This window comes from Mycoplasmopsis pullorum, from assembly GCF_001900245.1.
Lineage (GTDB): Bacteria > Bacillota_I > Bacilli_A > Mycoplasmatales > Metamycoplasmataceae > Mycoplasmopsis > Mycoplasmopsis pullorum.
Map to the genome: position 1 here is coordinate 285,036 of NZ_CP017813.1, position 19,741 is coordinate 304,776.

General features: G+C 28.3%; 8 protein-coding genes and 2 tRNA genes. 3 read left to right on the forward strand and 7 right to left on the reverse strand.

Features of this window, described 5'->3' with window-relative positions:
- Positions 1-23 precede the first annotated feature (23 nt).
- Positions 24-108, forward strand: a tRNA-Leu gene (locus BLA55_RS01110).
- A gap of 785 nt (positions 109-893) precedes the next feature.
- Here BLA55_RS01110 and BLA55_RS01115 read toward each other — a convergent pair.
- The 3 genes from BLA55_RS01115 to tapR all read right to left on the reverse strand — a co-directional run bounded on the left by BLA55_RS01115 (position 894) and on the right by tapR (position 3,517).
- A complete protein-coding gene (locus tag BLA55_RS01115) occupies positions 894-1,565 on the reverse strand; it encodes a potassium channel family protein (RefSeq protein ID WP_073372762.1) in 672 nt (223 codons plus the stop codon).
- Positions 1,566-1,681: 116 nt separating this feature from the next.
- Positions 1,682-2,920 (reverse strand): tyrosine--tRNA ligase, encoded by a 1,239-nt coding sequence (gene tyrS, locus BLA55_RS01120; RefSeq protein ID WP_073372283.1) that lies wholly within the window; start codon positions 2,918-2,920, stop codon positions 1,682-1,684.
- Between the two features lie 18 nt (positions 2,921-2,938).
- Positions 2,939-3,517 (reverse strand): TyrS-associated PheT N-terminal domain-related protein TapR, encoded by a 579-nt coding sequence (gene tapR, locus BLA55_RS01125; RefSeq protein ID WP_073372284.1) that lies wholly within the window; start codon positions 3,515-3,517, stop codon positions 2,939-2,941.
- 71 nt (positions 3,518-3,588) lie between these two features.
- Between tapR and BLA55_RS01130 the strand changes: the two genes are divergently transcribed.
- On the forward strand, positions 3,589-4,449 hold the full coding sequence (locus BLA55_RS01130) for a DegV family protein (protein ID WP_073372285.1): 861 nt from the start codon (positions 3,589-3,591) through the stop codon (positions 4,447-4,449).
- Positions 4,450-4,588: 139 nt separating this feature from the next.
- Here the strand turns inward: BLA55_RS01130 and parE are convergent, their stop codons facing one another.
- The 4 genes from parE to BLA55_RS01150 all read right to left on the reverse strand — a co-directional run bounded on the left by parE (position 4,589) and on the right by BLA55_RS01150 (position 10,160).
- Positions 4,589-6,505 (reverse strand): DNA topoisomerase IV subunit B, encoded by a 1,917-nt coding sequence (parE, locus tag BLA55_RS01135; protein ID WP_073372286.1) that lies wholly within the window; start codon positions 6,503-6,505, stop codon positions 4,589-4,591.
- Between the two features lie 85 nt (positions 6,506-6,590).
- Positions 6,591-6,666, reverse strand: a tRNA-Thr gene (locus BLA55_RS01140).
- Positions 6,667-6,690: 24 nt separating this feature from the next.
- Complete coding sequence (locus BLA55_RS01145) at positions 6,691-9,147, reverse strand: MAG1360 family OppF-related protein (RefSeq protein WP_073372287.1); 2,457 nt, start codon at positions 9,145-9,147, stop codon at positions 6,691-6,693.
- A 17-nt stretch (positions 9,148-9,164) separates the two neighbouring features.
- The gene (locus BLA55_RS01150) at positions 9,165-10,160 is read right to left on the reverse strand and encodes an ECF transporter S component (protein ID WP_073372288.1); all 996 of its coding nucleotides are present in this window, start codon (positions 10,158-10,160) and stop codon (positions 9,165-9,167) included.
- A 399-nt stretch (positions 10,161-10,559) separates the two neighbouring features.
- Between BLA55_RS01150 and BLA55_RS01155 the strand changes: the two genes are divergently transcribed.
- Positions 10,560-19,739: a coiled-coil domain-containing protein gene (locus tag BLA55_RS01155; RefSeq protein WP_073372289.1), complete on the forward strand. Its 9,180-nt coding sequence runs from the start codon at positions 10,560-10,562 to the stop codon at positions 19,737-19,739.
- The last annotated feature ends 2 nt before the right edge of the window (positions 19,740-19,741 follow it).

Consider the following 19,741-nt stretch of genomic DNA (forward strand, 5'->3'; position numbering starts at 1 on the left):
TTATAATATTTGCACGCTTATATGCCCGAGTGGTGAAATTGGCAGACACGCTAGACTAAGGATCTAGTGGAGCAATCCATGCAGGTTCAAATCCTGTCTCGGGCACCATTTAAAAACAACATAATTAAATTACCTTATTTACCTTAATATCTATTGGCAAAATAAAAAAATTTTTTGTCTTATAAAACTTTTACATCTATAGGCCATCTTTTTTGGTCTATTTTTCTTTTTTTAATTCAATTCTTTAGCATACTTTGAACCGATGTAAATTTTATAAGTTATAATGATAGATTTTTATCGGTAAATTCATGCCACATACTTTGTAAAAGTATGTGGTTTTTTCTTTTTGTTGGTTAATTGTATTCTGCGTTTGCAAGTTTGACACTTTCTTAAGAGTTATTCTTTTTTCCTTTCATATATCTTTAAATATATGAAAGAGCGAAAATTTTAATTATTTTTTACTACAAATTACATACATTATAGACATAATAGATGTGATATGGACTATAATTTAATTAAAAAGAAACAAAAGTTAAACATTATTTAGTTTTAGCAATTTCAAAGGGATTTAAAGGTTGCTATGTAAAGCAAGTTGGATTAGGATACTGATAATTTGAAGATACCAAAAGGTTTGATACAGATTAAAAAATCTAGAAATTTATTAAATCGCTCCAAAAAACTCAAAAAATGTAAAAAACAAGAATATTACTGTAAAATAGCTATATTCGTGTTTTATATTCATAAAATTACACACATAAATTAAAAAATCACATTCAACTTATTATTCCCAGTTCCTAGTATGAAAAATAAACCTATTATGAAATGCAAAAAAAATTTTTTAATTTATACTAGAAACTGGGAAAGATATAAAAAAAGTGAAACAAGTTCACTTTCTAGCATTCATTAAATAAGCCTAAAACATTTGTAACGTCTTCTACTTTACCAACTAAAGATACTAAGTCATCAAGAAAAATTTTAGTATCCCCTTGAGCACGCATTGATTTTTCGTTTCTTTTAATTAGAATAATTGTAACACCTTTATTATTTAAAGCTAGTTCACGGATCATTTTTCCATCGAGTTCAACGTTTTTAATAATAGTAGTTCCGACAACGAAATTATCTCCTAATTCAAGTAAATTTTGTGAATATTTGATAAAGTTATCGTTAGCTGCAATTAATGCAGTCCGAATTCCTGATTCACTTTCAGGACGAATAATCACATTAACACCAATTTGTTTTAAAACACGAGCATGTCTCTTACTTGTTGCTCGAGCGATAATGTTTTTAATTCCTAATTCTAATAGAGCAGCAACAATTTCAATATTATCTGGAACTGCTACAACAACAGTTTCCATTTGATAAATTTTTAGTGCTTCAAGTGCTTTCATATCAGCTGCATCTGCAACCACAGCGCGCTCGACTTCGTTTGCGTACATTTTGACGTTTTCTTCCATTTTGTCAATTACAAAAACACTCTTATTCATTTTTAACAATTGACCAATAATTGCTTGACCGAAGCGACCAGTTCCGATTACACAAATATCTTCTTTATGTTTTAAGTTCATTGCCATAATTTACTCCAAAAGTTCACTAACTTTTTTATTTTTTGTTTTATAATTAAAAAGAGCCGACATCTAGATGTCAAAAATAAGCCACTGTTGTGGTTTTTTATTTTATCTTTTTAATTAATTTTAACTAAATATAAATTCTTCTTACCTTTTTTTAATAATGCGTATTTTGAATCGAATTGTTCTGAAGCGACAACAAAATCTTCTGATTCAATTGTTTGATCATTTCATTTAATTGCACCAGTTGCTAACATTTCGCGAATTTCACGTTTTGAATTAAAAACTTTTAAGTCTAAAAGTTGTTCAAACAATGATTTATTTCCACTTAATTCTAAATTACTCATTTGTGAGAACATTTGTTCAACGGCAGATGTGTCTAATTCGAACGGATTAAATGACTTATCGAACATAATTTTTGAAATGTTTTGAGCAATTTCAGCATCCTCACGTGAATGAATATCTTTTACCACTTCAAAAGCTAAAATTTCTTGTGCTTTTCTTTTTGCCGGTTCTTTTTCGTGTTCAGCAACAATTTGATTAATTTCTTCAACACTTAAAAATGTTAATCACATCAATAAGTTTTTAATTTGTGAATCTGGTTGATTGTACAAAAATTGGTATAGACTAAATGGTTTATTCATTTCCTTATCTAATCATAAGTTTCCACCACCTGTTGATTTACCAAATTTATTACCATTTTCATCAGTTAATAATTGTGCTGTTAATGCGACTGCTTTATGGTCATTTCCGAAAGTTGTTGAAATCATATCTAAACCAGTTGTAATATTACCTCACTGGTCTGATCCACCAAATTGAATGCACACATTTTTATCTTTGTAAAGTGTTAAAAAGTCTCATCCTTGAATTAATTGGTAACTAAATTCGGTGAAACTTAAACCATTTTCCAGTCTTGATGCAACCGAATCTTTTGCGATCATGTAACTAACATTAACTAATTTTCCGACTTTTGAAAGAAATTCGATAATGTTCATATCTTTGTAAAAATCGTAGTTATCGATTACTTTTAGACCAAATTTTTCCAATTGTTGTCTAATTTTGTTTTTATTAAACAATAATGTTTCTTGATCTAAAAGCTTTCTTTCTGAGTTACGAAATGACGGATCACCAATCATCCCTGTTGCTCCACCTAAGATTGCATAAACATCAAAACCAAATTGTTTAAAACGTAGTAAATTAACAATTTGAATGTAGTTACCTAAGTGTAAACTTTGTGCGGTCGGATCAAAACCAGCGTAAACTCCGCAACCTGAATTTTCTAATTTATTCATTTTTTCAAGACTTGATAAATTCTTCAAAATGTTTCGATTTTTTAGTTCATTTAGAATTGACATATATCTCCTTTTTTCTTATTAAATTTGAAATTCTTGTCCAATTAATGAATCATCACCAAAAATTAAACCTTCTCCACTTAAACCAAGCGAGTTGTAACCAACTAACATACCTGGACTTTTAACTCCGATTAGTTCAGACATTTTTACGTCGATACCAGAAAAAGTTTGTGCTCCAATATGTGCAAAAACCACAACTTTATCTTCCTGTGAATCAAGTGTATTGGTGACTAATGTAATAGTTTTTTCACCGTTAAAAATATCAATAATAAATAATTTATCCGACTTAGGATGTTGAGTGCGTTTTGTAATCTTACCATATTGAAATTTTACGGTGTTATTAATGATTAAATCTGAATTTATTTTTTTAACTAAGTCGCTAATATATTCAAATTGTTCGTTATTTAATGTATAAAATGTTTTATTAGTATTTCTAAAATAATCGCAATTATTAAGGACTATTGAAGCTACACAATTGTTTTTGTCATAAAAAATAACAATATCATCCGCTTCAATTTTATTTGTCACATTTAAGCTTGCATCTACTACAATTATTGTTGTTTTATCAAAGTTTTTATATATATTTCTACCTAATAACATAATATTATAATTATAAATAGTTTTGTGTAAATAAAAAATGAAACAAAGCAATTTTATAATATAATTAAGCTATGAAAAAAGTTGCTATTATTGTGGATTCGTCATCCGGTTTAACAAAAGAACAAACATTGGAATTAGGTTGATTTTTTATTCCGTTGCATATTGAAATTGATAATGTGATTTATGATGATGGAATTAATTTATCGACTCAAAACTTATTTGATATTTTTAATGAAAATTCTGATAATGCAAAAACTTCTTCAACTAAACTTGGTGAAGTAATTGATTTGTTAAATTCAATTAAGGATGAATACGAAAACATTGTAATTTTTCCAATTAGTAAATTTTTATCTGGTCAATATCAATCGCTAAAACTTTTAGAATCAGATTATCCTAACTTAAGAGTTTTAGAATCACGTTCAATTGCTCAGTTTATTGTTTATGAATTATTAAAATTTGAAGAAAAAATCAAAAATAATGTACCTTTTGAAACTGCTTTAAGTGAAATTAAACTCAAACCTGATTATGCTTCGATTTCACTAATACCTAAACACAATACTTTCTTGGTTAAAGGTGGTCGTTTACATCCTGCAGCTGCAACAATTGCGAAATTATTTAAAATTGTCCCTATTATCAAATTTGAAGACGGTCAACTACTCAAAGAAGGAAAAGGCCGTATCTTCAACAAAACTGTTTTAAGTAAAGTTGCTGAGAAAAAAGAGTTAATCAACTCATCAAATCCGACTTTTGTTTTATTGCATTCTTTTTCAAATCCTGCAGACTATTTATTAGAAGAAACAGTTCAAGAAATCAAAAATCAATTCGGATTTAAACCTTTTGTATTATATTTACCTTCCGTAGTTTCAATTCACACTGGTCCTGAAGCGATTTGTTTGTGTCTAATCAACGAAGATGCTTCAAAATATTTATAAATAAAATAGAATCATTATAAGATGCTTAATTGCATCTTTTTTGTCGTTCACTATACCCCAGTTTAGACTTTATTGTCCCCAGTAATGTTGATTCAAATTAGGTGACAAAACAAAAAGAAAAACACACATTTAATGTGTGTTAAATCAAGTTTTCGATAAATTCCTCTGAATTTGAAAAGTCAACATTCTTATCAATTCATTCTTTTCTCGAATTAGCATTTTGTCCCATCAGGATCGAAACTCTTCTTTCTGCAAGTGATGCATCATCAATGGTAACTTTTATGATTGTTCTGGTCTTTGGATCCATGGTGGTTTCTCATAACTGAGTAGAGTTCATTTCACCAAGTCCTTTATATCTTTGAATTTCAGTCGCACCTTTTTCAGTAGCCATTATGCTTTTTAATTCTTGTTCATCTCAAGCATATTTAACTGTTTTTTTAGTTTTATTAAACACTTTAAATAAAGGTGGTAACGCAATAAAAACTCTACCTTCTTCAATTAGTGGTTTCATAAAACGATAGAAAAATGTTAATAATAAGATTTGAATGTGAGCCCCATCAGTGTCCGCGTCGGTCATTAATATTACTTTACCGTATTGAGCTTTCGTGATATCAAAATCTTTTCCGTAACCAGCCCCTATTGCGTTTATGATTGTCCCAATTTCGGTGTTCTTCAATACATCTAATAAATTGGACTTCTGAGCATTTATAACTTTCCCTCTTAAAGGTAAAATTGCTTGATATTTACGGTCACGACCACTTTTAGCTGAGCCGCCAGCAGAGTCCCCTTCGACTAGGAACAACTCTTTTTCCATTGGTTTACGACTTTGAGCAGGAGTTAACTTATCAGAAATAATCATTTTTTCTTTAAGTAAGTTTTTACTTTTACGCAATTCTTGCTTACGTTTTTTTTCTTCATTACGAATATCGTAAGCACGTTTGATTTTTTCTAAAATTTTCTTAGCGATTTGTTTATTTTCTGTAATTCATTGCTTTAAGAATTTTGTAACTAGTTCTTCAACAACTCCTTTAGCTTCAGGTGTCCCTAGTTTATCCTTAGTTTGTCCAACGAATTCTAAATGGTTTTCAGGTACTTTTAATGAGAGTACAACAGTAAGCCCCTCACGAATATCACTTCCCTCAAACGCCGCTTTGTTTTTAAGTAAGTTTTCATCACTTGCAAAGTCATTAAAAACTTTGGTAAAAGCTGTTTTTAAACCTGTTTCGTGTGTACCGCCATCACGTGTTTTAACGTTGTTTACGAAACTTTGAATTAATTCGTTGTATGAGTCGGTGTACTGGAAACCCAGTTCAACCTGAATATTTTTTTGTTCATCTTTGAATGTGTACACTGTAGTTAGTGGTGTTTTAGAATCGTTTATAAAGCTAACAAATTCTGAAATACCATTGTCATATTTATATGTTTCTTCAGTATCATCAAATTTATTAATTAAGTCAATTTGCAATCCAGAGATTAAAAAACAACTTTCTTTAAGACGTTCGCTAATTGTATCTGGATTGATTTTTGCTTTTTTAAAGAAGGTATAATCTGGTTTAAATGATACTTTTGTACCACGTTTATTAGTGTTTCCAATTACATGTGTTCTTTCAACTATATCATCTTGAATAAATTTAGTACGGTATGCTTTTCCATCACGATAAACTTCAACAATTAATTCAGTTGATAAAGCATTAACTACCGAAGAACCTACACCATGAAGTCCACCAGCACTTTTATATACTGAATCGTCAAATTTACCACCGGCGTGTAATTCGGTAAAAATCAATTCTACACCACTACGACCATCTTCGGTTTGATCGACTGGAATTCCACGTCCATTATCTTCAACAGTTATAAAACCATTTTTTTCTAATGTGACTTTTATATGATTTGCGTATCCAACTAACGCTTCATCAATGGAGTTATCTACAATTTCTCAAACTAAATGATGAAGTCCAGCACTATCGGTACCTCCGATGTACATACCAGGTCTTTTACGGACTGCTTCAAGTCCTTTTAGTTGCTTAATGTCCTTAGCTGTATAAGTTTTTTGCATATGAAAATTATAGTTTAAATTTCACATAAAAATAAAAAAATATTGTTCAGAGAACAATATCTAATACAACATTATAATAATGATATGGTGCCGACAACTGGACTTGAACCAGCGACCCCATCCTTACCATGGATGTGCTCTGCCTGCTGAGCTATGACGGCGAGTCCAATATATTATATAACATTTTAATAAATTAATTCATCATTAAATTGAAATTCGCTTGAATCGCTTGGAGCGTTTTCCAATTCAGTCACCAATGATGTTTTACTTTGTTTATCTTTTGGAGTCAGTTTGAATAAGTCCGAACCAATATAAATATTATTTTGTCATTTAAAGAACATTTGTTGTTCTTTATTTTCGTTAATTGGTTTAAAGTACTTATCTACATCTTCTAAAATTTCAGATTTGAGTTCATTTGAATTACTATTTTCAAACTCTGATTCTAGCATGTTCACACGATTTCATTTTAGAAAGTTGGCTTGCGATGAACAAACATAGTGAGTATTTGTTTCTTTTAAAAAGAAAACGTCATTATAGATTCATGGTCAAAATTCACTAAAACTCTTGTTCGTGTGCTTATGCACTAATTCCTGAGTGTATGGATTAATTGGTTTATTTAAAATTTCAATTGTTTTTCCACTCTCAATTAAGTTATTTTTATAGAAAATTGTCAAACTGTCAAAATTATTTTTAGCTAATTCGAAATTTTTTGTAATAAATACAAATGGAATTTTATTGTTTGAACAAATGATATTTAAAATTTTTAAAAAGTCTTTACGAATTTGATTTGTGATGACTGATTCATCATCTTTAACAAAAGCTAGTTTTGGTTGTGTAATCAAAATCTTGATTAATTTTAATTTAATTACATCATCAATCTCATTTTCAAAATACGATTTTAAATATGATGAGAAATTAATTGAAACAAATGACATAGCTAAAATCATTTTTTGAATTGCTAAAAATGAAAGAGCGAATTGATTTGAAAATAAGAATTTATTCGAAAGGAAACTAATTAGCTCATAAATAAAGCTTGAAACTAAAGGTCATTTGCTAAATGATTCAAAACTATTTAAGTTTGTATTAACAAATTGATTTAATTCATTAATTTTATTCGAAACTTTTGATTTTTTATCAACCACATCTGCAATCACTTTAACTGTTGCTTCAATTGAACGAATTTGTTTCTTAAGGTTCTTTTCAAAACGTTTAACTTTTGGAGCAGATTTAAGAATTGTTGTTTTAAACAATTTATCACGCGATTGTTTATTTCATCTATATTCTGCTTTGTGTAATTTTATAAAATCATTAAATTTTTGTTGTTCGAGTTGTTTTGATAGGTCCAACTTGTTTTTAAATTTAATTTTTTCAATTTCTTTAATCATGTCAGCACGTTTTTGAGCTTCTTGATTCAGAAAAATCTTTTTATTTCTTGAATTTTCAATATAACTATTGAAGTTGAAATTATAGTTATTAAAGATTCGAGCTTTGATTTTTCATTTATCTCAAAAACCTGATAATTCGCTGATGGTGCTCAAATTATTCAAAATGAAAAATTCTTCTTCGTTAATAATTGCTTTAACAATATTTGAGAGCTCATTTGTGTCTAAATATTTTGCCTTATTAACATAATATTTTCAAAAACTTAAACTTTTCTTTTTAACTGCAATTTTTTTATAAAGGTATAAATATTCCTTTGTATTACTTGTGAGTAATTGAATTTTGCGTTTGTTGGTTTTAATGTTGTTTTTAATTTTATAAATAATATATTTTTTATATTTTTTATTTCGTTTAATGATGTCTTTGAGTTGATTTTTAAAAAAAGTATTCTCGAATTTTAAGTCACGAATTAGTAATTTTTGTTGAATGATATTGTTTGAACTACTGTTAAATTGTTTTAGGAATTTAAGCTTTTTCTCAATATCAAAAATCGACTCATCTGAATCGGCTTCATTTTTTTGTTGTTGCTCATATTCTTGCTTGAAATTCTTATAAATTTGAAACATTTCATAATAAAACTTAAAGAAAAATGTTAAGTTTTCATTTTTAAATTCATTCAATAAATCTTTAATTTTGTCCAAGCGACTTTGAAATTCTTCATCCTTAAGCGAGAATCAACGCGAACTTAAATCGTTTGACAAAATTAATAAATCATCATTGATTTTGTCGTTAATTTCAATAATACTTTTTGATGATTTATCTAAAATACTCAAGATTTTGGTTTTAAACTCAATATCATACTTATTCAAAATATTTTTCAAGTTCAAAATTTCGGAGTTATCAATTTTTGAGTTGTATGCATAATCTCAGATTTGATAAATTGGAATATCAAAATTTTTCTCCAACAACTCTTCAAGTGAAAAAGTAAAAATTTCATTAAAAGTATCGTTTTTACCATAAATAACGTTGTAACTACGATTCTTACTTTTAAATTCATTTAATACGTATGATGCTGTTTCGTTGTATAAAAACTTGTATCAGAAGTTTTCTAAATCAAAAAAAGTGCTCTCTTGATCAATGACAATCGCACTTCTTTCATTACTATAAATTTCTAACAAAGGAATATTAAAAAATGAAGAACCATTCTTTTTATTTAATGGTTCAAAAAGATTTTCGATTGCGAAAATTCTTTGTTTATTCATTTTATAAACTCCTTATTTTAATAACTAAGATTTTGATTTTTAAATACTAATGATGAGATAACTGAATATGAATAGTAAATAACTAATAAGTTAAATCAAATTTTAACTGGACTCATTAACACGTGTGAAACAATTCAGTCTAAAATTTTATCCACTGTACCACTTCCAAGTGAAATATTGTCCGCAATTGAAAGAATTGGAATATTAATTAATTCTAAAAATGCTGACATAACAATAATTGGTACGGCAATTAAATAACGTGATGGACTTAATTTGAAACGAGCAACAATAATAAAAATAGTCATGCTTGATGTACCACTAATCATAAAAGCGAGTGTAATTCATCTATTTTTAATTAAGTTTTCAACAAATGCTTTGGAATCAACTTGAATACCGATGATAATTGAGATAAAAATGATGACTGATAACATCATGATGATTGAAATGATTAAATTAATATTTAATAAAGCAGTCATTGTTCCAGCATTTTTGACATTTTGAATTTTATTATCGTAAAAAATGATTTTATTCAAGACTTTTTCAGCTTTATTAATTTTGTTTAATTGAATATATTTTTCATATTGCACATTTAATTTATAAATTTTTGCATAATAATTTTCAATTCGAAATTCGCCACCAAAATAGTATTTTAAGTAAACTAAAAAGAATCAACCAATTACTCCAGCGACAAAACCATTCATTCCAGTAGCTAGAGTATAGAGAATATGTCATCCACCTGGTGGCACAAATAAAAGTGATAATAAATCTGAAATAGAACCAACAAAAAAACCAATAAAAGGACCGAAAATTAAACCAGAAATTTTAACTGGTAAACCAATAAAACTAAACTTAAATGAAGCAATTGAAATAAACGGTACAATTTGTGAACCGACAATGGTAAAAGTTACTGAAATTGCAATCAAAATCGCAACAAAAACCATTTTTCTAATTGTTCACTTATTAGAAATACGATGTGAACTTTTTGCGGGTAAAATAGGCGGTTTTCTTTTCATAGTTATTTTAAATTATACATTATTAATTAGCAAAATTCCTGCATTGGTTGAGAATATTTTAATATGTTTTGCAATCTAAAAATCAACATTTTTTGAAGCAAAAAATTCGAATTTTTAATTGCTTGTCCGTTCAAGATTTAGAACTAATTATTTGTTTTGAAAATTTCAAAAAATTTAGTGATTTTTCGAAAAAAACGTCTTTTTTTTTTTTTTTTTTGAAAAAGACATTTTTATAAAACATCTATTTCATAGGTGAAAAAGTAATTTTTTAAGTTTGGAATAAAATTTAACATTTTAGACGAAATCATTTAAAATTTATACATTAATAAAATATAGTCTATTGAGCGATTTTTTAGTGCGCAATTTTAGCACGCAAAAGACACTCAGAACGGAGAAAAAATGAACAAGAAAAAAATCTTAAATTCAACAGCAGCAATTGCTGGAATTGCTGCTGCAGGTTTAACTGGCGTTTTACTAGCACTTAATGAAAATGTCACTGACTCAGGTGTGATTATCAAAGAAAAATCATTTGGTCAAATTTTCAACGCAGAAAAAATGTTAAGTGATTACTTGCTTAGTCACATGAATTCTGAAACTCAAACTTCGACTTTATCAAAAGAAACTGAAGAAACTGTCTTAACATTAATGCAAGAATTAAGTGAAATGAAAAATAATCCAAACATGAATTCGGCTCAAGCACAAAAAATCCAAGACAGAATTCAACGTGAATTAGCATATGCAAAACTTAATGAAGCGATTCGTAATGGTTCAAATGAAAACATTTCTTCATCATTAAATGACATTGTTAATGAAATTAAAGATCCTGAATTAAAAACTCAGTTTTTAGAAAAAGCTGGGGATTTAATCAACACAATTAAAGACCAAAACTTAACACCAGCGGATAAACTTGACTTATCAGACCAGTTAAAAGAATCAACACAATCACTTTATGACAGACAAAGTGATATTTTAGCTCCGTCTCAACAGACATTATGAAAACTAAAAGATGAATTAAGAAATAATGGCGATTACTTTAAACCTGAAGAAAAAGCTAAAGCTGAAGCGATTATTAAAGCACTTGATGCTACTTTTAGCAACAACGTTCTTTCAGCTGAAAACGTTAGCGAATTAACAAATAGCTTAGACAAAGCTTACAACGACTTAATCAACGCTAAAAAAGCGACTGAAAATGAATACAAAAAATACTTAGAAAGATCAGCACAAGCTAAAAACAGCGTTTTAGCGTCAAACTTACCACAAGCTGAAAAGGAAAAATTATTAGCTCAACTTGATGCATACAATGCTCAAGCAGCTAGTCCAAATGCTAGTTTTGCCAACAACAAATTAGACGAAATTTTACATTTAGAACAAGCGGTTGAAGCAATTGTTAATAATCTTGATGACTTAAATAAAGCTGATGATGAAATTAAGAATGAAGTGCAAAACATTCTAGATGCTGCACCTACTTTTGCTCATACAAATCTAAATGATACTTTACATGCACAATTAGAACAAATTCAAGCTAAATTAAACGATCCAAAACTTAAACACGATGATTTAGTCAACTTAAAACAAGAAGCTAAAGCTTTAATTGACAAAGCACAAAGTAATCAAAATTCAGTCAACAAAACTCGTCAAATGATTCAAGACGCTTTAGCACAAGGAATTATTTTAGCTCCGCAAGCACAAGAATTAAATGCAATTTTAGATTCAATTAACGGTGAAAATTTAGATGAGTTATCAGGGGATGAAAACGGAAAAATTGACGAAGTAGTTGAAAAATTAGTTCGTGCTCAAAAAGTTAATGACGATTTAGCTAATTTACAAGCTAAAGTTAATGTTAGAAAAAACGATCCAGATGCTGATGCGGACAAAATTGCTGCTTTACAAAGTAAAATCGACGCACTTAAAGCACAAAATTTAGATCAGTGAGACGAATTAGACTCAGAAAATGACTTAACTTGAGCAGCTGAAGATGAAGTTGCTAAACTTTATGACTTATTACGTGACGCTAATAAAGCTGAATTAAAGAACTTAATTGCTAAAGGAAAAGATGTAATTAACGATCCAAGTATTTCAGACGCAATTAAAGCTCAAATTCAAAACTTGCAAATGCATGCTGAACCTTTAACTAATGATTTATCAAGCTCAACCAATGCTCAAATTGAACCTAGAATCGATCAATACAAAAAAATACTTGATGATGCAGCACTTAATAAAAAAGTTAACGACATCAATGCTTACACAAGTGATATTAAAGATCGAATTGCACAAATGCCATTGCAAAATCAACAAGATCCGCAAGCTAAAATCTTAAGAGATAAAGCGAATGAATTATTAAATAAAATTAATTCAATTTACTCAGATCCATATAAAACAAATGCTCAAAAAGAAGCTGAAATTGATGCTCTAAAAGCTAAAATTGACGAATTAGATTCACAATTACCTGACTTGCAAAGATTGATGGATCGTCAAAAAAGATTAAAAGATGCAATCAAATCACTTGATGCAAATCCTGATATTAAAGAACAATTATTAGGTGAAATTGAAGATGCAAACAACTTAATGGAAGAGCAAAACGGTGTCTTTGAAGATCCTAAATACTACGACATTGAAGCTGAAATTCAAAAACTGAAAGATTTAGAAGATATTATTCGTGACAAACAAAATTCTTTAATCTCAGATCAATACTACAAAAAAGCACTTGCAGCGTTAAACAACGCTTTTTCACCATACCGTAATGGTGTTGTTCCAAGTGAATTAGAAGCAAAATTAAGAGCTGAATTAGAAAAACAAAAAGCAATTTTAGATAATCCTGAAACTTCACCAAGTGAATATTATGATGCGATTGAAAAAATCAAAGAATTGCAAAATAACATTGCTCCTGCTGCTGATTTAGAGAAAAAACGTAGAGAATTAGCTAACGAAATTCAACGTACTTCAGATACAAATGCAAAATTAGACACTGGAACACCTAAAGCAAGCACTGCTTCAGCTGAGTCAAAATTAGCTGAAATTAACAACTTTATTAAAGGTCTTGAAAATCCATTAGTTGGACCTAGTGTGTATGACTCACTTAAAAATGATGCAAATGCTGAAATTGAAAACTTAAAAGTTGAACAAGAAAGAGCTAAACTAAGAGATTCAATCGCTGATTTAGCTGAATACATTACTCCAGCTGAAGAAACCGACACTCCAGAATACCAAGAATTAGCCAATTTAGTAACAAATAATTTAACTACTCAGAAAAATTTAGCTGATGCAGTAGCAAATTCTTCAACTAGTCCACAAGCTTTAGCACAAATGAAAACACAAGTTGAAAATTCATTGCCTTTAGCTGAAAAAATCAAAGAAGCACAATTAGCATACAAAAACTTAACTGATCCTGAAGATGCTTTAATTGCACAACAACTTAAAGATGTTATTGCTGCAAATCCTCTTTCATTAAGTGATTCACCAGAACAAGTGAATGCTAAAATTCAAGCTATTTCTGAAGAATTAAACAAAATCGAAACTAAACAAGAAATCATTGATGCAATTGCAAACTTGGAACAAGTATATTCTGAAGCTGATAAAGAAAAAGCGATTTTTGCAACTTCAGAACCTGCTTTAGCTGATGAAATTGCTAAATTCAAAGAAGCTTTAGCAAATCCAAGTCTAAGTGCAGCACAATTAAGTAAATTAAAAAATGATATTCTAAGAAAAAATGATTTAGCTAAACTTGAGAAAAAACGTCTTGAAAAAGAATTAAGTGATTCATTTAAAGATGCAAAAGCACTTTATGATCAACTTAAACAAGAAGCTTTATCAAAACGTGGAATGAGCGAGAATGATCTTGCTAGCTTAAATGCTGCTTGAGCTGAAATTGAAAAACTTAAAGATGCTGAAGGTAACTTTAGCAACCCTGCAACTCCAGCTTTAATTAACGAATTAAAAGCGAAAATGAATCTTAATTACTTAAAAGATGTTTTTGACTATAAAAAAGCTAAAGTTGAAGAAAAACTTGGTACTTTTGCTGAAACAACAGCTCCTGAAAATGAAACAGAATCACCAACTGATAAACTTAAAAATACCATTAATAATGCATTGCAAAACTGAAATGATGCGGTTCATCCAAGTGATTCAGCAAATGAATTAAGTTCAAATGAACTTAAGGAATATATTGCTAAATTAGATGCATTAAATACTTATGCTACTGATGCAAAAGATCTTTTAGATGCATACACCGACAGCAAGAATCCAGAAATCATTTTAAATGCAATTAATAATAATTTAATCGATCCAGCAAATGACAAAGTCGCAACAGTTAACCAAAAAGCTGATAACTTAGCACAGGCTAAAGCTGATTCGCTTTCTGAAGAAACTTATCGTGAAAATGTTAAAAGTAAAATTGATGAATTGCAAAAGAAATTGGATGATTCAACCGATCCAGCAATTCAAAAACAATTAAAAGATGGCGATGGTTCTTTAGCTCAAAAACTTGCTGAATTAGAAACTAAATTAGCTGAAGTTAAAGGTAAAGACAAAATTAAGAAAATTGAAGATGAAATTAAGAAAATTCAACAAAACTTTGCTGAAATTTCAGTCTTAGCTGGTAAAGTGCAAAACATTGCTGATAAAGTTGAAGAAGCTTTAGGTACAGCAAATCCAGCCGATCCAATTATCGAAGCATTCAAAAAACGTTTTGAAGAAGATTTACAAGTCAAAGCTAAAGAAGAATACCTAAATCCAAATGTTAATGAAATTAATGAATTAGAAAATGATGCTGATAACTATATTGATACATTAAATGCAATTAAACAATTTAACGATGAATATGAAGTAGCAGTCAAAAAACTAGAAGATTTAACTTATTCAGATGGTTTTGGAAACATCGATTCTCAAGAATTCAAATTAAGCGACGCTGATACTCCTGAATCATTTAGTACTTTAACTAAAGAAAATGTTAAACAAGGAATGCAAAATGCATTAACTGTTTATAAATACTTTGGAATTAAAATTAATTATCCAAAACAAATAATGTTAAATATCAAAAAAGAAATTAACATTTTAAAAGATAGTTTATTAAGATTTGAAAACTTAATTGCTAACCAAGAAAATACAATTACATCTAAATACAATGCTGTTAAAGCGGATAATACTGCTAAAGCAAGTACATTTAGTAATCTTAATTCTACAAATGCAGTTAATCAAGATTACGGATATGAATTTGATGCAAAACACATTGGTGAAGCAATTTTAAATTCAGCTATTAAAAACAATCAACCAGCTGAAATAGCGAACCGTGAAACTATTTTTAACAATTCATTAAGCAATGATTTTTCAAACTTATCAGTTTCAGAAATTGAAGCTAAATACACAGAATTAAGTAACCAAATTACTCAAATTAAACAAAATAAATTGTCTAACCTTAAGAATGAATTTAACAAAACAGTAAACGCATTAGATGATTTATTTAACGAACTTTCTCGTTTGAAAAACCGTGAATTTGTTTTAGTTTTAGAATTAGAAACTTTAAAAGAAAGAAAAAGAGAAATTGAAGCTCAACAACATTACGGAAAAGTATATGACGAAGCGACAATTCAAGTTCTTGATTCTAAAATTAGTGAAACCAAAGCTTCAATTAGCGAAGTAGTTGCACAAATTAAAGATAAAAATACTAAATTAGCTGAAAAACAAAACGAAAATCACGTTATTTTCTACAACATTAAATTTGCTGAATTCAAGATTAAAGAACTTGAAGATCAAATTAGCAACTTATCAGATGCTTTATATGATAAAAGTTTTGATGATGCAAATTCAGCACAACAAATGTCACTCAAAAATAAAGCATTGCAATGAAAAAATGATATTATCGATAATAAATCAAATTCATTAACTGCAAATATTGATGATAGATACAATTTATATACAACAAGACAATTAAAAATTAATGGTGCAAACTCATTAAAAGAAGCTATTAATGATAAATTAAGTACTATTTTACCTAGAGAAGCAACTGAAAACGAATCAGGCATTGATGAAACAAGAAGCAAAGCAAGATATCAATTGTTTAATAATCAAGTAAGCGATGTTTTAGTTCAAATGTTAGAATATGTAAAAAATTCTGTCGCAAATGAAGATTTAGACAATTATATGGTTCTAGTAAATAATTTCGTTAACAAGTTTGAAACATACAAAGAAATTGCGGATCGTGTATTCAAATTAGAACTTGAAATTGAAAAAGTTAAAGCTGATGGTGACATGAGTGCTAACAAACATATGTCATCATTAATTACTCAACTTGAACAAGAGATTAAATTTATTAAGGCAACATTTAACCTTAACGGTGAAAACCTTGCTTCATTAGTTGCTTTAACTGATGACCGAAGTTCACTTAATAAATGAAAGAAATCACTAGATTTTCAATGAGATAAATTAAGTTTCTACGAAGAATATGTAAAACAACAAAAAGCTCTTGATTCATATAAACAAGCTGCTGATAGAACAACAAATCCAGCAAATAACGATAATATTTGATTTACTCAAGAAGAATTTACTCCATTACAAACTATTATTAATAACGCATTTACTGAGTTGTACAATTCAGATTATTTAACATCTGAAAATATGCAAGAGTTAAAAACAAGATACTTAAATGGTGATAATGATACTTCAGTTTCAACTGCATTAAGAAACTCAATTAACTTGAAAAAAGCTTTAAGCGAAGCACAAAAAATCTATGATGCAAGAAAAGTTGATAATGGTGTAAATACCGATACTCCGTTAATGAATACTTTATATGATAGATTAGGAGAAAAAATTGTTGAAGGTAATTCACAATTAAAAAATCCAATTCACGACGAAATTAATAAAGTATTACAAGAAGATATCATCAATAATCCATCAATTGGTTTAATTGCAAAACTAAGAGATCAAAAATTAAAAGAATTAAAAACTCAAAAGAATCTTGCTAAAGACATTAAACAGTATACTGACGCTAACTACTCAAATCAATCAAGTGTTTTAGTTAATGAATTTGAACAAAAAGCAATTACTGATTTAGAAACTGTAGAAGCTAAAGCTAATGATGAAAACAAAGCTGAATTTATTAGCGAAGCAATTAATGCAATTGCTGAATCTCAAAAACTTGTAAAACAACAATTAACTAATATTTTTAATTTTGAAAACAATAGCTTAAAATCATTAGTTGCAAAATCAAAACAATATGTCCAAGTATTTAATGGTAGTGATTCACAAATTAATACTAAAGGTATTAATGCTGATGAACTTAAAAAATTATTTAAGATTTCACAAAGTGATATTGATGAATTAATCACTTTAATTCACAATATTCCAGGTCAAGAATCATACAGTAAAGAAAATGCTGATACATGAAATATTGATGATGAATATACAAATAACAATCAAATTCAATATTCAGATGATGAATACAACTTATATACTGAAACAGTTGAAAATATTAAGAATAAAAAGAATAAATTGAATTCTAAATACACTGCTTTAAAAGAAAAAACTAAGTTAAAACTAAAAAGTTTTAAATCAGAATTTGATGAAGCAAAAGATGAGCTTGAAACTGCTAAAAATGATAATGATAATCCTAATTCAGCATTTTTAATCAATGATTTACATTTTAATACTAATACCGACACAAATAAAAATGCCTTTATAGCTTCTGAAGCTTTTGGTGCAAATGCAAATGATGACAATCTAAATGAACCAAACGCTGATGCAGATAAAGACGCTTTAGTTGAATCAAAAAATAAATTCTTAGATTATGCAAAAGCGATCTTAGACACTAATACTAAATTTAATAATTTTGTTTTCGGAACTAGTGCAAATGATGCAAATTCATTGAAAAAAGTTTATACAACTTATGTTGATGCTAGATCAAATATTTCGGAATTCTTAAAATTATTAGTTAATAATGCTAATCCTGATTATTACAATGAAGATCCAAATGTTAACAAAATCTTTACTAAATTCTTAAAAGCTTTCAAAAATCAAAAAGATCAAGCAATTACATTAAGAAACGAAATTGATTCTAATTTTATTCGAAAAGAATTAGATGCTAATAACTTAGATACTCCGGCACAAATTCTATTAAAAGTTAAACGTATGTTAACATCAGCTAGAGCACTTAGAGATTGATTAAATAATCCGGTTAACAAGAGTGATTTATTCGAATACATGTTCAAACAATCAGAAATTGACAGCTTAAACATGAATTTTAACGATTTGGAACTAAAAGAAGGAAAATACTCTGATGCTTGAGTAGCTGCTTTAAATAATCAAAATGGTCAAGATTTAACTGTTAATGGTACAGAACAAACTGCTGTTCTAATTAACAATCAATCATTTATAAATAATTTATTCAAAAGATTTTCGTTTTTAAAACAAACAGAAATGCCATTTAACACACAAAATGTTAAAATGTACATTTACAAAGATAAAAATACTGCTAATTCTAAATTTTTAACAGAGGTTTTCCAAGCTAATCCAAGTTATAAAAATATTAAATACAATGTTTATATAAAATATGATAATGCTGTTGCGAATAATACAGTATTTTCAGATGTTGGTGATGTTTCTGCTGTTCGTCCAAATACACAAACTAGATTTAACACTTTCTCATCTGTAATCATTAATGATGAATTAATGAAGAGTTTTTATAAAGGTAGTGATTACCATAGAAAATTAAATGAATCTCGTAATGATGCAAATTTATTCGATTATAGCTTAGGTGGTTTAACTCCAGAAGTTGCTCCAGGTATTATCGCTACTGGATTTAGCGAAATTCAAAGTTTATATCCACAACAAAATTTCTTAGCATTATATAACGCTGATAAAATTAATCAATTGTTAGAAAGAAGTTTTGTTTTAAATGATTTAACAAATGACAAATTATTTACTTATGATCCTAACTTAAACTTTATAAAAAATAAAGTAGATAATGCAACAAGCAATAAAGAAGAATTATTCCAACAATTAATGAAAGAGTGAAAACATAATTTAAAAGTTCAAAAAGAAAGAATTTCAATAACTGCTTCACTTAAACAAAATACTTTGTCATTTAGCGGTAAAAATGTACAAATTTTATCTGATACTACTTTCTGAAAATTAATTCAACCTGATAATTACGGAACTAGATCTTATTTACCACAAAGAATTGGTATTCCTGTTTTTGAAGTAAGTACTAAAAAGGTAGGTCTTATTCTTCTTGGATTCGAAATGGTTCCTACTTCTACATCAAATCACTTCAACGGTGGTTTACCTTGAAATAATTTTGGTTGATTATACCTAAGTAAAACAGAAGCGATAAATGACAACATGACAAAAGTACAAAAAGAAGAATTATCAGTTAAAGTTGCTAAAGACATATTCACTGATATTGTTGAGAAAAATAAAGAAGATGGATATACTTACTCAAATTATGATAGATGAACATATTCAACAAGAGGTAACTTAAATACAAATGATATTGCATTTGCAACAAATGGATTTATAAACGTCTTTAACTTCGATTACAAATTAAAAATTTACAAAACTGATCTTGAATTAGGTAATGATTCAGAATAAAA